Raw genomic sequence first — 13,963 nt, forward strand, 5'->3', positions numbered from 1 at the left:
GTGCGAGAGGGTATGTCACCCCCTATTAGCAAGAAATTAGTAGAAGATATTAAACTTCAATGGTTGACTATGATTGACACCATTGAAGATCCTCTCGTACTTATTGATGAAAATTATAATATCATTCGTCAAAATAAAGCCTATCTTCAAACAATTCAAAAATCACTGAAAGACATTCGCTTTAAAGATTTAATTGGACAAAAATGCTACGAAACTTTTGCTAAAAGAGCATCTCCCTGCAAACACTGTCTTGTAAAATCAACAAATAAAAAAAATCCCGACACGGCATGGAATAGTTCACAACTTATAAAAGATCACACCTTTGCTATCCGCGCACATTTAATGTCACCCACTGCCGAACATAAATTTCCTCGTTACGTTATTCATTATCGCGACATTACTGTTGAAAAAAAACTAGAAAAAAGCCTTTCCCATTCAGACAAACTGGCTGCTATTGGTAAACTCGCAGGTGGCGTTGCCCATGAAATCAATTCTCCTTTAGCTGCTATTTTAGCATTTACACAAATTATTTTAACGGAAATAGAAAAAGACTCCCCCCATCGAAATGACTTGGAACAAATACAATTAGCAACTCGAAAATGTAAAGAAATTGTCGAAAATCTATTAAGTTTCGCAAGGCATGAAACAAAAATTGTCGAAAAAAATCAAATTCATTTAATTGAAGAAATTAAAAAAACGGTGAGTCTTGCATACGGCATACTTCAACAAAAACATATTAAAATAGTTTGGAATATAGATGAAACAACAGATGATATTATTGTTGGAAATTCAGGACAAATTGGACAAATATTTTTAAATTTAATTACAAATGCCATGCAAGCCATGCCACAAGGAGGATGGATTGAATTTGAAAGACATGATGAAAAAGATTTCATTTGCATTTCTATTCAAGATGCAGGAAGTGGAATAAAACCAGAAATTATCGATAAAATATTCGATCCTTTTTTTACAACAAAAACGGTAGGACAAGGAACAGGATTAGGTCTTTCCATCACATATTCTTTAATAAAACAACATGGTGGAAATATTTCAGTGAGCTCCCTTCTCAATGAAGGAACAACATTTACATTAAGATTTCCGAAAATATAATTAAACATTTTTATGAATTTATGAGTTTATTTTTAATATTTCTTCAGCATAGCTTTTTTCAAAAAATAAAAACGCCTTCTTGCATTTTTTAAGCATAAAGGCGTTTTTAAATAGCGGGCAAATACGGAATTATTTGCTTTCTCTGTGAAGAGTGTGCTTGTGGCAAAATTTGCAGTATTTTCTGAGCTCAAGCTTCTTTGTAGATGCTTTTTTATTTTTTGTAGTTGAATAAAGATTGTTGCCAGAGCAAGCAATCTTGCCATCACCACTACAAATAAGTTTAATGATATCGCGCATTTTAGTTAACTCCTCAATTCTTTTGTCATGCACGCGCTAAAAAAACGCAGTGGCGAAAAACGTACAAACAATTTCATTTTTTTGCAAGCAGTTTCTTAGACTATATGCTACATGATTCTTGTTTTTGGTACTTGAATACGCATCTCTCAAGAAAAAGGCACAAAAATGAGCTATTCTCTCCTTCCTATCGAAAGCCTACTCAAACTCATTGCATCAGATATTGAGAAGTGCGCCATCGCAGCGGACTCCATTGCGCAATGCGACCATTTTTACTCTGAAATTTCAAAAGCTTATACTTACCCACTACAAGCAGGAGGAAAGAGAATTCGCCCCCTTTTGACTTTACTATGCGCGGGAGCTTTAGGCGGCTCAGAAGCCCTGGAAGTGGCTCAAAAATCAGCTTTAGCTATTGAAAAAATTCATACCTATTCCTTAGTTCATGATGATTTACCCTGCATGGATAATGATGATTTACGAAGGGGATTGCCCACAACGCATAAAGTTTACGGTGAAGCAAAGGCTCTCCTCGTGGGTGATGCTCTGCTGACAGAAGCCTTTTCCTTACTGGCAAAAACAGTCTGGCATAAAAATCAAAATGCACTTTATTTAAGCCATTTAATTGAAGATCTCGCAGAGGGGGCGGGTGCTTCTGGAATGATTTGGGGACAATGGCTTGATATTTCTCTTACAGGCGCCACTCATGTGACGTGGGAGCAAATGGAATGCGTTCATAAAAATAAAACGGGCAAACTTTTAGGCTCCTGCCTTGCCCTAGGCGGAATCTGCGGTATTTCAACCTGGGAACAAACCATATCCCAACAAGATCTTTATAGTTTTAGAAAAAAAATGAAAGAGGCGGGTGTTTTCATTGGACTCTCATTTCAAATCAGAGATGATATTCTCGATGCCACAAAAACAAACGAAGAATTAGGTAAAACAGCGGGTAAAGATGAAATTCAAAATAAATTTACTGCTGTAAAATTACTTGGAATTGAAAAAGCGGAAGAAATGTCTCTTTTTTACACTGAAAAATCAATAAATCTTTTAAATGAAATATTTTCTCATCCTTTTTTAAAAACATTAAATAAAGATCATTCTCATTATCAAAAATTACTTATCTCCCAAATAAAACAACTTCTATCTCGAGAAAATTAAAGCCGAGTTACTTTTCCATTAGGCACGGCAATAAATTCACCCCTGTATTAAAAAAATATCTTTAATATAAGAAATAATAATATGCTCTTATATTAGAGGATAATGGATTATGATAAAAAGTTTCCAAATTATAGGTGTTTTTATTTTTACCTTATTTATTTCGTCCTGTGTTTCAAATCCAAATGATTTTCCTAAAAGTAATGAATCTCAAGGAAATTCTGCCACGCCCCCCTCTTCGGGCTCTAATGTGGGGGCACATCAAACAGAGCAAGCAAAAAATTTTGATCCCAAAGAAATTATTGATTTACATGAACAATCTAAACAGGAAACTTTGGAAAAAATAGATCAAATTGAAAGCAGCAGTAAAGAAAGAGAAAAACACATCATGATTTTAGAGAATGAAATCAAAAAAATGAGTTATCAAGTAAATGATTTAAGTCAGGATAATATTGTTTCTAAAAAAGTGATTTCCTATTTAAAAAATGACATGAATAGCTTAAATGAACAATTATTAAGCCAAAGAAAAGAGATTGAAATACTAAAAAGAGGATTACGTTCTGGAATTTTCGAAGATCAAGCTTCTTTTGAAAAACAACCCCCTGGCATTGCCGGTGTGACAATGCTTCCCGACATGATGGAAAGTCGCGATATTTATACCGATAAAAAAATGGATTCAGGTGGGATCCCCCTACAGAGCGCAACAATGATGTCTAATAATGAACCCATGGGACCTCCGCAGTTGCTTTCTGAGGCTGAAAAAAAGCTCACTCAAGGTCAATTTAACGAAGCTCTTACAATTCTAAATAGCATCAAAAAAAATTTTCCGAACTTTGAAGACAATGGCAAGTCTCTCCTCCTCGCCAGTGAAGCGTGGCTCAGATTAGGCGAGTACAATAACGTTTTTAATGAACTCCGCACTTATTATGTTAAATTTCCAAATACTCCAGAACTTGCTCATGCAAAGTTAATGGAAGGCCAAACTTACGAAAAATTGAATAGCAAATCCAAGGCAGCTCAAGTTTATCAAGAAGTTATCAGTCTCTCCCCACAAGGGACTGATGCTCAAAATGCACGCGAAGGACTGCTAAGAATGCGTGATGCAAAATGATTATGGGTGCCACTACAAATAGCGAAGATGACTCATAAATTCTTTTGACTTAAATCACCAATCAATTCTATAATTATTTAAAATTATTTAGATTTTGTTAAATTAAATGAAATCATTCTGATAAAATATGAAAAGAAATCATTTTTATGTTGCAGTAAATCATAAGGCATGCTATCTATTTCGCTAGGAAACCTAATGGGGTAACCCAAAAATAATGTCGTTCGGGTATTGTTTTTGTCCTTCCTAAAAAAAATAATCCTTTCCTTTTGAACTCTTGCCTTTAGCATTATCCTTTCTGTTATTTCCTATCACATTCCCTCCACAGAGGGACGACCAAGCCGCCGGGCGCCGAACAGAGCGGCGGCTAGATTTTTTGTAGCTTACCATTTCAATTAAGTTGGCCTAGGAACACCTGTTTTATCAAAAATGTCTTCTTTTGCAAATTTTCTTAATTTTATTAGATTTTGATCAATTTTCTCAACATTTCTATTAATAGTTGCTACCATATCAGAAAAGTTTTCATGATCAAAACTCGGATCCATATAGCGTTTTCCTTGGGTATCCTCATTTAATTCTTCAAGAAACCCTTTTGCCACAAAAAGAGCGTTATTCACATCATGAATCAACTCTCGCAAGTGCAGACTCACCATATTCACAATGACTTCCGGAGTTTGCTGATCAGCCATCAAAGCCGTCCTCCTGTTTAATAAAATACAATATATTAATATATTAAAAGATTTTTATAATCTGGAAATGAACGTTTCGATAGATCTTGTCACTAGCCTGACACACTTTCCTGTAGCACCGCTGCCTTCAGACCATAAACCCGTTGGTTTATCGCACCACATGTAGGTGTCTATGTGATTCCATTGAGGAATGGTCACAAACTTTTGTAAAAAGAGAGCCGCTGTTATGGAACCTGCAAAACCCGACGTGCCACTATTGGCCATATCGGATACATTGGAATCGAGATAGGATTCATAATCCGCTGGCAAGGGAACCTTCCATACCCAGTCCCCCGTTTCTAAGCCCGTTTTAAATAAGAGCTGCGTAGTTTCTTTATCATTGCCGTAAAGACAGTCAATCATTGTCCCTAAAGCCACACGCGCCGCTCCCGTAAGCGTGGCTAAATCGATTATCCAATCGGGATTTTCCTCACATGCTAAATTCAAGGCATCGGCTAAAACCAATCTTCCCTCAGCATCGGTATTGTCAATTTCAATTTGCAAACCGTTACGAGCACGATACACATCACCTGGACGCATAGCCTGACCCGATATCATATTCTCTGCCAGAGGCAACCAACAAGTTAATTTCATAGGTAATTTTAAGCGCGCGCAAGCAAGAAAAATTCCTAAAGCCGCAGCAGAACCACCCATGTCTTTTTTCATAATGCGCATTCCAGAAGAAGGCTTAATGTCATACCCCCCCGAATCAAAAGTAATTCCTTTTCCTATTAAGGAAACATGGGGCATTTTATTTAAACTTTGATGCGTAGTGTAAGTCAGTTTTATAAGTCGCGGCTTGACTTCACTTCCTTTACCTACGGCAATAATGAGTCCGCAATTTTGTTTTATTAATTCCTGATCATCAAAAACCTCAATTTGAATATGATTCGGCTCATGGGCTTTTTCACATTCAAATTTAATGAGAGATCTTAAATGCATTTCGTACGTTTCAGGATTTAAAATATTAGGAGGCATATTTATAAATGAGCGCGTATAGCACATAGCATCACTCAATGCCTGGGCTTTTATTAAACACTCATTTGAAAACAAGGACTGATCTAAAACAACAACTGATTTTTTTTGCTGTAAATTTTTTGTAACTTTATTAGAGATTGATTTTTGCAATAGTCCTAAAATAAATTCATGATTTTCAAATTTAATTTTAGTTTTCAAATCCTCAGAAAAAGTAACAAAAAATTTGACTTCATTTTCAAATTTATTTGCCAATTGCAACAGGGGAGCAGATAACAGAGCTCCCATATGACTTATAATATGAGCCTTTCCCGGCTCTTCATAGGCTAATTTTTTAGGTTCATCTTTGGGAATAATATAGAAGAAATTTTTACCGGTATTATTTAATGGATACAAAATTTTAGTCTTTACTGTTCCCATAAATGAAATAGGAAATTCAAACTTTGCAGAATTTGAATTATAATCATTCTCACTTAAAATAAGAAGGGAAATCCCACCAGGCTGCTCCTCAATTTGTTTTGAAAAATCATCTTCCGCTTGAATTTCAATGGAAAACTGAGGAGAAAGTAGCCAGCCTGATAATAAATTCATTTTAAAGATCCACCTTTTGCACTAAGAACGGTACGTCGCAAAACTAAACTCGACCCCCCTTTTCCTTTCTTTGCCAACACGGTGTATTTGTGCATAGCCACCTTACGCGCTGCAAGAAACTGCGCATAGAAGTTGCTTGAAGCAAAGCGAAAAGAGGGAGAACTATAATGATCAATAACCTTGCATAAATCACGGGAACCGGTTTCATCAATAGCACGCAACATGCCATTCACGCCATGATTGTAAGCAGTTAATGTTAGTGGCCAATTTTGAATTTTAGCATAATCACTTTTTAATATTTTCATAGCAGCTCTGGTGGAAAGAGCCGGATCGGTTCTTTTATTTACGGCATCGGCTCCTTCGAACATACGCATGGTAGCGGGCATGATTTGCCATAAACCCATGGCACCCACTTTTGAGCCCGCTTTAGAATTATAGCTACTTTCTACATGGGGGAGTAATGCAAGTTCAATAGGCAAACCGCTTTGTTTAACAATAGGATAAACAGAAGGCAAATAGTTAATACTACGTTGCACCCCGGCATCAAATTGTGACTTTAACCCCGTTTGAAACCGCAAATTCGTAATGGCATCTTGCAAATTGTGATACGTCAACTCTGTTTTTTTAAAAAGCTTTGCAATTCTGCGCTCTTCCTTAGTCCATTTATTTTGTGGTACTTTAAGTTTATTTGAAATATTATCCAGAATTTTTGCATATTTTTTGCGTTCTTTATCCATAAATTCTGAACGTTGTGTTTTATTTTGCGGCAATGTAACACTGGCATAAACTTTTGCTAAATTGTTTTTATCATGTAAAAAAGCTTCATTTAAATCGATTTCTGTATAAACTCTTCCCCAAAATTTCACATTATTTTCAATACAAGGCAACATCGGAAAAGGATCTTTGCCGTAGTCCATTGAAGGACTTGAGGTCAATAAATTAGGTTGTTCTAAAATAGAATTGTCATCGCGCATTTGCCGTGTTTTTGACAAGTTACTTTTTGAATTTTGTGTTTCCACATTTTGTATTTGTTTATTGGCGCCTACTTTATTTTTAGAATTCGATAGACTCTGAGGCGGCGGTGGAATATCGCCTAATTTATTAGCATAAGAAATATCCTCAATAATTTCCTGCTCCTGTTTCAATATTTTTTGAGCATTTTTTTTCTGATTTTTAGAGTCTAACTCTTCTTTTTTTTGAGAGGATTTAAATGAATTTGTATCAGGAACATGATTTACAATAGGATTATAATATAAAACAGGTTTCATACCCGCTTCAGGCGGGAGATCCACTTTTAAATCCAGAGAGCGTGATTCCAAGACATAATAAGCTTGAGAAAGAAATAATAATGATAATGTCAGTGTCTGACGAGTCATTTGCAGATTTTTTAGAAACATATTAAATCCTCTGGCAGATAGGGGCTAAACCTGCTTCAAACTTCGAACAACAGTATGAAAGGCAAATTCATGTCTCGCATAAATAGATTGATTTTTCCAGCCTTATTAGCAATTCTTTTGCTTTTCATACTCGAATTTATATTACAAAAAGCTATGGTACCAGAATATATTATCCCTTTGCCTTCAAAGGTTGCAAACGTCATTTTAACAGACTGGGAAATAATTTTACAAAATACTCAAGTGACAGCTTTAGAATGGATAATTGGTATTTTTCTTGCTATTTTATTTGGTTTTTTATTGGCTTTTTGTTCTTTTAAATTTGAAAAAGTTCGTTCCATTTTAGCCCCACTTCTTGTTATATCTCAAAGTGTACCTTACTTGGTCTTTACACCACTTCTCATGATTTGGCTAGGTTTGGGCATGGCTCCAAAAGTTGTCCTTGTGGTTTTAACCTGCTCATTTCCCATTTCCATCGTTTTGCAGCAAGACCTGCTGAATGCAAAAAAAGAATACGAGCTTATTGTGGAAATGCTCCATATAAAACCAATACAGGCCTTTTTTCATATTTATTTACCTTACTCCCTACCTGGTTTTTTTAATGCCTTAAAAATTAGCGTAAGTTATTCTTTTGGCTCGGCCGTTCTTGCCGAACTGATGGGCAGCGAAAGTGGCTTGGGTATTTATTTATTAAGGTCACAAGCAACCTACCGCACCGATAAAGTTATTGCCGCCGTTTTAGTCATTATTTTAATTAGTATTTTAAGCACAACAATGGTTTCTTATTTGAGAAATAAAATCGTTTTTTGGCAAGTGTCTAAACATTAAAATTTTTAGGAAGTATTTTCAAACATGATTCAAATAAACATACAAAATTATTCCTATAAAAATAAAATACCTGTCATTAAAAATATTTTTATAAATCTTACGGAAGGAAAAATAACTTCTCTTATTGGAAAGTCGGGTTGCGGCAAATCAACTTTATTAAGAGTGCTTATGGGAATGGAACAAGGCGCTTTAGGTAATATTATTTTTAATCAAAATGATTTTTCCTTGGACAAATGGAATGGAAAACAAAATTTATTTTCCATGGTTCCCCAAATTCCACATTTATTTCCCTGGAAAAACATTTTAAATAATATTACTTTAGCAATAAGCAATGAAAAAATGTTAAGGGAACAAAAATCAAAGGAAGACATTGCCCTCAACGCCCTTAAAATTGTACAAATGGAAGAACATTTTAAAAAATATCCTGATGAAATTTCTCTAGGAATGGCACAACGCGTTTCCTTAGCACGCGCCCTCGTCCTCGATAGCCAAGCCATTTTACTCGACGAACCGTTTGCCTCAATCGACGCCCAAACACGTTATCACTTGCAAGATTGGCTTGCGCATAAAATATTAGAAACAAATAAATATGCCATTTTAGTAACCCACGACGTACGTGAAGCCCTCCTCCTTTCAAATGAAATTCATATTCTTTCTGGCTCTCCTTCCGAAATAAAAAAAACATATTTAAAAAATGAATTTCAAGATTGCAATCCTGTTTCTTTAGAAAAAGAAATGATTCAATTTATTGGGAGTTAATTATTTAATCAATACCTTTTAAAATAATACGAAATTGAATTAGCAAAATTGGGTTATATAATTTTAAAAGCATGGGACATCCTATAAATACTGTCATCGAATCCACTATCCTAACGGCGAGTGAACTCGAAAAAATTTAAATAATAGTATAGCTGAACAAATAAAATATAAATACTTTACCAAATAACGATTTTAATTTTAAAATATTTTTAATTTTAAATTCATCAAATCTTAATATTTACGAATAAAATTTATTATAATATTTTTAGTAAATTAAATGAATTTTTGTTTTCAGTAAGAAGTGAATTTTTAATATTAACAATATAAAACTCGAATTAAATTAGACTTTATATATACCTGTCCAGTTTCTGATCACCCCCTTATTTAAAAAAATAAATTTGCTATGAAATTTAAATAAACAAACATGAGGTTTGTTTATTTACAAAGGAATTTGTTTTGGAAAATATAGAAATTTTAGATGTCAAGAATGATTATATTTTTAAAAGAATATTTGGAGAAAACGAAAATATATTTATAGATTTTGTAAATAGTATTTTAAATCAGAGTGATGACAAAAAAATAAAATCGGTTACTTTTTTAAATAATGAAATAAATAAGGATAGTCAATATGATAAAGAATCACGTTTAGACGTTCTTGCCCAACTTAACAACGGTTCCTTCCTCAATCTGGAAATGCAAATGCTCAATACCGGTGAATATGAGAAACGTTGCTTATATTATTGGGCAAAACTCTATGAACAACAATTAAGTGAAGGAAAATCTTACCGTTATTTATGCCCTTCCATTTGCATTCACGTTTTAAACTTCAATTTTTTTAAAGAAAAAGAAGAGTTTATTACCAATATAGGACTACTCGATAAAAAAACATATAGGGTATTTTCCGAAGATCTGGAATTTGTATTTTTAGAAGTTCCCAAAGTTCCAAAAAATTACTATAATAACCTAGACAAGTGGATGCACTTTCTAAGAGGAATTTCCAAAAAGGAGGTCATAAAAATGAACAATCCTAACATTCAAAAAGCTTTTGAAGCCCTTGAATATATTAGCCAAAGCCCCATTGAACGTGGAAAATACGAAGCAAGACAAAAATATCTTCATGATTTTAATACCGCTATAGAAACGAAGTTGTTAGAAGGTATAGAAATTGGAAAAAGTGAAGGTGTTGAAATTGGGATAACTAAGGGAAAACTTGAAACAGCAAAAAAATTGAAAAGCATGGGGCTTCCTATAAATACTGTCATCGAAGCCACTGGCCTCACGGCGGATGAACTTGAAAAAATTTAAATATTCCCCTAAACGGGGAGAGTATTTTTTCAATATTAGGGCGTGTCCTCATTTGAGTTTAACCCAGATAAATGTGCACGCTAAAAAGAGCATGGCTCTAAAGTTACGAGCAGGTTTTTCATAGCGCGTCGCAATACTTCGAAAATGTTTAAGTCTTGCAAAGAGATTTTCTACAAGATGACGAATTTTGTAAAGATGTGCATCAAATTCATAGTTTGTCTTGGTGCTATTGGACTTTCTTGGAAGTAACACGTCGAGGAAACCCACATTTTAAAAGTTAAAAAGTTTGAGATAGTAACAATGTCCAAGTGGAAAAAATAGGAGGGGACATGGATAATGTTACGTTAAAAAAGAAGTTGAGCACGTATACTTCGGATAAGGGATATTTAAAAAATGTTTCAGAAGAAGTGTAGCATGAGTTGCTATTAGCTTGGGAAAACTGGACAGGGACAAGTAAAGAATTTTATTCATCACTTGGATTCTCGCAGTGCCAGATAGCATCACTGATTGGTAAAGCGAAAAAGTATAAACGTGAAGGTTACTTTGTAGAAAGTGAATTTAAGCAAGTTAAAATTGAGGTAGAGCCACCCACTAATGAAATTACTCCAAACCCAACTTGCAGTGCAGCAGAGATTGTTATGTCTGATGGTAAAATAATTCGGTTTGCACAGATTGATTATTTATTGGATTTTCTAAAAAAATCTGCATGAGAGAGTTTATTGTAAGGTACCATTAAAGCCAGCGGTAAAAAAAGAATGTTATCATTTAATAGAAGAACTAAAATATTTATTTTTAAAGAGCCAACCAACATGCGTGAATCTTATGATGGTTTATTTAATAAGGCAAAAACAGTGTTACGTAAAGATCCTTTTTCTGGGCATCTTTTTTTATTTATAAATAAACGGAGTAGCTCATGTAAATGCCTTTATTATGATGGGACAGGGCTTGTCATAATAGCAAAGAGATTAGAGGAAGGGTTATTTTCAAGGATAAATCCTCGGTATAAAAGAGAGATTGTTTTAACCCAGGCTGAGTTTAGTCTTTTTTTGAAGGTGCAAATTTAGAGAAAAGGTTTATATAAAGCCCTGTAGAAATTAAAAAAGTAACAAATAAACTCAAGGCCTTGCAATTATAAAAAAATATTTTATGATTGGCGAATGAATGAAAATATAATCCAAATAAAAAGCAGAAATGAACTTTTAAACTACTCTAAAGAGCAGTTAATTCAATATTTTGAAAAGCAAAATGAAGAAATTAAAAAAGAAAATATTGAATTAAAAGCATGCAATAAATTACTTTCTGATAAAATCCTAGTTATTGAAGGACAAATTGTAATACTTAGGAATAAAATATTTAGAAAAAAGTCTGAAAAGAGCGCCCTTAATAAAAATTTAAACTTAGACTCCAAAGGGAAAAATTCAAAAGGAAAAAAGAAACCTGAAAAGAGAAGTTTACTTCCTTCAGAAAATTATCCAGAGGCAGCAATTATTGAAAGCCATGTTGAATTAAAAGAGCTTCCTAATTGCACTTGTTGCGGTAACGCAATGGAAGATTCTGGCATGACAGAAGACAGTGAATATTTAACAGTTGTCCCTAAAGAATATATTATTATCCAGTAAAAAAGGCATAAATACCGTTGTGGTAAATGCCATGGCGAAATAAAAACTGCACCATCCGCACCACGTATTATTCCAGGATCAACTTACGGTGACGAAATGATTATTGATGTTGCCATGGCAAAATATTGTGATTTAGTTCCAATAGAAAGGTATAGCACTATTGCAGGGCGTGAAGCTTTGGTTGATTTACCTCCTAATAGTTTAATTGGGACTACTCATAAATTATCAGAATATGTTGAACCAGCATATCATAAAGTCCGTGAAGAAATCATGTCATCCAAAGTATTGCATGCAGATAAAACCCCGCATCGGATGTTAGAAGGGGATGATAAAAAAAGTTGGTATTTATGGGGATTTTCTAACAATGAAAGCAGTTATTTTGAAATAAGGAATACGAGATCAGGCGATGTGGCTTCAGAATTGTTAAACCAATCAGATTGCCAATACTTGGTGAGTGATGTTTTTTCAGGTTATGGAAAAGCTGTGAGGGAAAGTAACAAAATAAGGGAACAAGAAAACAAACCTAAAATAACAATCGTTTATTGCAATGCCCATAGCAGGAGGAAATTTAAAGAAGCAGGGGATAGTTTTCCTAAGGAATCTGAGTGTTTTATAGAATATTATAGGAAAATATATCAACTGGAAGCTGAAGGAAAAATGGATGCTGGTACTTTAAGTGATAAAAGAACTGAAATGAAAGCACTCTTTGAAGAGATGAAAAAAGAAGCGGAATCGCAAAGGGAAATGTATTCTGCAAAAAGCTCATTAGTAACTGCAATAAACTATTTCTTAAAAAATTATACTGAGTTTACATTGTTTTTGTATTATCCATTTTTACTAATAGATAACAACCATCAAGAAAGGCTATTAAGAAACCCTGTTATTGGAAGGAAAACTTGGTTTGGGACACATTCCAAACAGGGCGCCAAAACAACAGCCATTTTTTTCACACTTGTTGAGTTGTGTAAACTTAATAAAATAAACCCAAGACATTACTTTAAAAAACTCGTCCAACACTTGCATGCAGGCCTTGCGCCATTCACTCCAAAAGAATTTAAGGATATGCTTAATAATTCTGGGTAGGGTAAAAATTTATCAGCATCAAAAATTTAACCACACAGAATGCCAGTCTAAGGAGTTATTGTATTCCATTGTCAAATAACTTTACTACTATGAAAAAAACGCATACTTCATCGTTTTCATTCATTAACCTAATACCTTTGAAATTATTATATATTTTGCGACTTTAATTTAAAAGGCGTGGCACCTCGACGTGTTACCCTAAACTATACATTCCCGTAGGATCATTATTCGAAATAGGGTTATTATTAGCGTATTGAAATAAATTTGCTTCTAGAGGATTTTCTACAAGGCCTTCTAAAATGCCAAAAAAAAATTAATCTATAAATCGAAATTAAAGATCTCATTTAAAATAATGGCGTAATTTTTTATATTGATTTACATTATTTCAATTGAACTAACCCACAGGCTTTGTTGTAAACCCAGTTATTTTTTTCTTTTTAAATTCATTCAAAAGTTCTTTTGTTATAACAGTAATTACTTCATATCCTTTTAATCTAAAAATATGAACTCCTTCAGGAACTAATTTACGATCAAGTATCATTTCATCAAACGAATGATAGTCACCTAATATATCTGGTCTATTGTCTTCTTCAGTCCACAAAGTAAATTTTGACTTTTCTCTATCGACACAATCTATCATATTTAGAATATTTAATATATAATATGTTTTTTCCTCAGGAAGAACAGATACTGGAATAAGCTGATAATTTTTTTCACCTACATTTTTTAAGCATTCTATAAAATTTTCATTTATATATGGAGCATCACCAATGCCATGATGAAAATCCGCGAAATTTTTGCCCCAAGATTTTTCTATAATTAGTTCATTTTTAATATCAATAATGACGGCATTTTTAAACAAATCGTCACTATATTTATGGCCTGTAGCTTTATCAATAGAAGAATATAAAAGATAGTATTTTGATTTAGGAGAAGGCCACTGAATTTTAAAAAGTTGATCCATATTTACTTCCATTATTATTGCAAATTTTCATATGAGGTATAATTTTTATA

At 33.6% G+C, this 13,963-nt stretch carries 14 protein-coding genes and 2 pseudogenes; 10 read left to right on the forward strand and 6 right to left on the reverse strand.

What is annotated here, in order from left to right; translation table 11 throughout:
- The first annotated feature begins 12 nt into the window (after window positions 1-12).
- Entirely contained in the window at window positions 13-1,110 is a 1,098-nt protein-coding gene (locus AXG55_RS09710) for an ATP-binding protein (protein WP_148697925.1), read from the forward strand.
- 129 nt (window positions 1,111-1,239) lie between these two features.
- On the opposite strand, the gene rpmG is transcribed toward AXG55_RS09710, so the two are convergent.
- Window positions 1,240-1,407 (reverse strand): 50S ribosomal protein L33, encoded by a 168-nt coding sequence (gene rpmG, locus AXG55_RS09715; RefSeq protein WP_148697926.1) that lies wholly within the window; start codon window positions 1,405-1,407, stop codon window positions 1,240-1,242.
- Window positions 1,408-1,572: 165 nt separating this feature from the next.
- Here rpmG and AXG55_RS09720 point away from each other — a divergent pair, with 165 nt between their 5' ends.
- Together AXG55_RS09720 and AXG55_RS09725 are read left to right on the forward strand one after the other, a co-directional pair.
- A complete protein-coding gene (locus AXG55_RS09720; protein ID WP_148697927.1) occupies window positions 1,573-2,562 on the forward strand; it encodes a polyprenyl synthetase family protein in 990 nt (329 codons plus the stop codon).
- Between the two features lie 109 nt (window positions 2,563-2,671).
- A complete protein-coding gene (locus tag AXG55_RS09725) occupies window positions 2,672-3,670 on the forward strand; it encodes a tetratricopeptide repeat protein (protein WP_148697928.1) in 999 nt (332 codons plus the stop codon).
- A 392-nt stretch (window positions 3,671-4,062) separates the two neighbouring features.
- On the opposite strand, the gene AXG55_RS09730 is transcribed toward AXG55_RS09725, so the two are convergent.
- From AXG55_RS09730 to AXG55_RS09740, 3 genes are read right to left on the reverse strand one after another with little or no spacing between them, the layout of a single operon-like run.
- Window positions 4,063-4,356: a hypothetical protein gene (locus AXG55_RS09730; protein WP_148697929.1), complete on the reverse strand. Its 294-nt coding sequence runs from the start codon at window positions 4,354-4,356 to the stop codon at window positions 4,063-4,065.
- A gap of 54 nt (window positions 4,357-4,410) precedes the next feature.
- Complete coding sequence (locus AXG55_RS09735) at window positions 4,411-5,961, reverse strand: M17 family metallopeptidase (RefSeq protein WP_148697930.1); 1,551 nt, start codon at window positions 5,959-5,961, stop codon at window positions 4,411-4,413.
- Entirely contained in the window at window positions 5,958-7,358 is a 1,401-nt protein-coding gene (locus tag AXG55_RS09740) for a lytic transglycosylase domain-containing protein (RefSeq protein ID WP_148697931.1), read from the reverse strand. Before AXG55_RS09740 ends, AXG55_RS09735 begins: the two co-directional genes overlap by 4 nt.
- A 69-nt stretch (window positions 7,359-7,427) precedes the next feature.
- Here AXG55_RS09740 and AXG55_RS09745 point away from each other — a divergent pair, with 69 nt between their 5' ends.
- The 3 genes from AXG55_RS09745 to AXG55_RS09755 all read left to right on the forward strand — a co-directional run bounded on the left by AXG55_RS09745 (window position 7,428) and on the right by AXG55_RS09755 (window position 10,247).
- A complete protein-coding gene (locus AXG55_RS09745; RefSeq protein WP_233231131.1) occupies window positions 7,428-8,183 on the forward strand; it encodes an ABC transporter permease in 756 nt (251 codons plus the stop codon).
- Window positions 8,184-8,207: 24 nt separating this feature from the next.
- Window positions 8,208-8,942, forward strand: a complete 735-nt coding sequence (locus AXG55_RS09750) for an ABC transporter ATP-binding protein (protein WP_148697933.1) — start codon at window positions 8,208-8,210, stop codon at window positions 8,940-8,942.
- A 456-nt stretch (window positions 8,943-9,398) separates the two neighbouring features.
- Complete coding sequence (locus tag AXG55_RS09755) at window positions 9,399-10,247, forward strand: Rpn family recombination-promoting nuclease/putative transposase (RefSeq protein WP_233231132.1); 849 nt, start codon at window positions 9,399-9,401, stop codon at window positions 10,245-10,247.
- 48 nt (window positions 10,248-10,295) lie between these two features.
- Here the strand turns inward: AXG55_RS09755 and AXG55_RS09760 are convergent.
- Window positions 10,296-10,463 (reverse strand): annotated as a pseudogene (locus AXG55_RS09760) (transposase); the annotation flags it as partial.
- 203 nt (window positions 10,464-10,666) lie between these two features.
- Here AXG55_RS09760 and AXG55_RS09765 point away from each other — a divergent pair.
- The 4 genes and pseudogenes from AXG55_RS09765 to tnpC all read left to right on the forward strand — a co-directional run.
- On the forward strand, window positions 10,667-10,957 hold the full coding sequence (locus AXG55_RS09765) for a hypothetical protein (RefSeq protein ID WP_148697936.1): 291 nt from the start codon (window positions 10,667-10,669) through the stop codon (window positions 10,955-10,957).
- Window positions 10,958-11,002: 45 nt separating this feature from the next.
- Complete coding sequence (gene tnpB, locus AXG55_RS15165; protein WP_148697937.1) at window positions 11,003-11,311, forward strand: IS66 family insertion sequence element accessory protein TnpB; 309 nt, start codon at window positions 11,003-11,005, stop codon at window positions 11,309-11,311.
- A 93-nt stretch (window positions 11,312-11,404) separates the two neighbouring features.
- The gene (locus AXG55_RS09775) at window positions 11,405-11,866 is read left to right on the forward strand and encodes a hypothetical protein (protein WP_148697938.1); all 462 of its coding nucleotides are present in this window, start codon (window positions 11,405-11,407) and stop codon (window positions 11,864-11,866) included.
- Window positions 11,867-11,878: 12 nt separating this feature from the next.
- A pseudogene (gene tnpC / locus AXG55_RS09780) lies at window positions 11,879-12,949 on the forward strand (IS66 family transposase); the annotation flags it as partial.
- Between the two features lie 394 nt (window positions 12,950-13,343).
- Here tnpC and AXG55_RS09785 read toward each other — a convergent pair.
- Complete coding sequence (locus AXG55_RS09785) at window positions 13,344-13,913, reverse strand: imm11 family protein (RefSeq protein ID WP_148697940.1); 570 nt, start codon at window positions 13,911-13,913, stop codon at window positions 13,344-13,346.
- Window positions 13,914-13,963: the final 50 nt, after the last annotated feature.

This window comes from Silvanigrella aquatica, assembly GCF_001907975.1.
GTDB classification, from domain to species: Bacteria; Bdellovibrionota_B; Oligoflexia; order Silvanigrellales; family Silvanigrellaceae; genus Silvanigrella; species Silvanigrella aquatica.

Bases quoted from the DNA above. Each gene is read 5' to 3' on its own strand.
- AXG55_RS09745 (WP_233231131.1), top strand. From the start codon at position 7,428: ATGTCTCGCATAAATAGATTGATTTTTCCAGCCTTATTAGCAATTCTT.
- AXG55_RS09720 (WP_148697927.1), top strand. From the start codon at position 1,573: ATGAGCTATTCTCTCCTTCCTATCGAAAGCCTACTCAAACTCATTGCA.
- AXG55_RS09735 (WP_148697930.1), bottom strand. From the start codon at position 5,961: ATGAATTTATTATCAGGCTGGCTACTTTCTCCTCAGTTTTCCATTGAA.
- AXG55_RS09775 (WP_148697938.1), top strand. From the start codon at position 11,405: ATGAATGAAAATATAATCCAAATAAAAAGCAGAAATGAACTTTTAAAC.
- rpmG (WP_148697926.1), bottom strand. From the start codon at position 1,407: ATGCGCGATATCATTAAACTTATTTGTAGTGGTGATGGCAAGATTGCT.
- AXG55_RS09785 (WP_148697940.1), bottom strand. From the start codon at position 13,913: ATGGATCAACTTTTTAAAATTCAGTGGCCTTCTCCTAAATCAAAATAC.
- tnpB (WP_148697937.1), top strand. From the start codon at position 11,003: ATGTTATCATTTAATAGAAGAACTAAAATATTTATTTTTAAAGAGCCA.
- AXG55_RS09740 (WP_148697931.1), bottom strand. From the start codon at position 7,358: ATGTTTCTAAAAAATCTGCAAATGACTCGTCAGACACTGACATTATCA.
- AXG55_RS09725 (WP_148697928.1), top strand. From the start codon at position 2,672: ATGATAAAAAGTTTCCAAATTATAGGTGTTTTTATTTTTACCTTATTT.
- AXG55_RS09730 (WP_148697929.1), bottom strand. From the start codon at position 4,356: ATGGCTGATCAGCAAACTCCGGAAGTCATTGTGAATATGGTGAGTCTG.
- AXG55_RS09750 (WP_148697933.1), top strand. From the start codon at position 8,208: ATGATTCAAATAAACATACAAAATTATTCCTATAAAAATAAAATACCT.
- AXG55_RS09710 (WP_148697925.1), top strand. From the start codon at position 13: ATGTCACCCCCTATTAGCAAGAAATTAGTAGAAGATATTAAACTTCAA.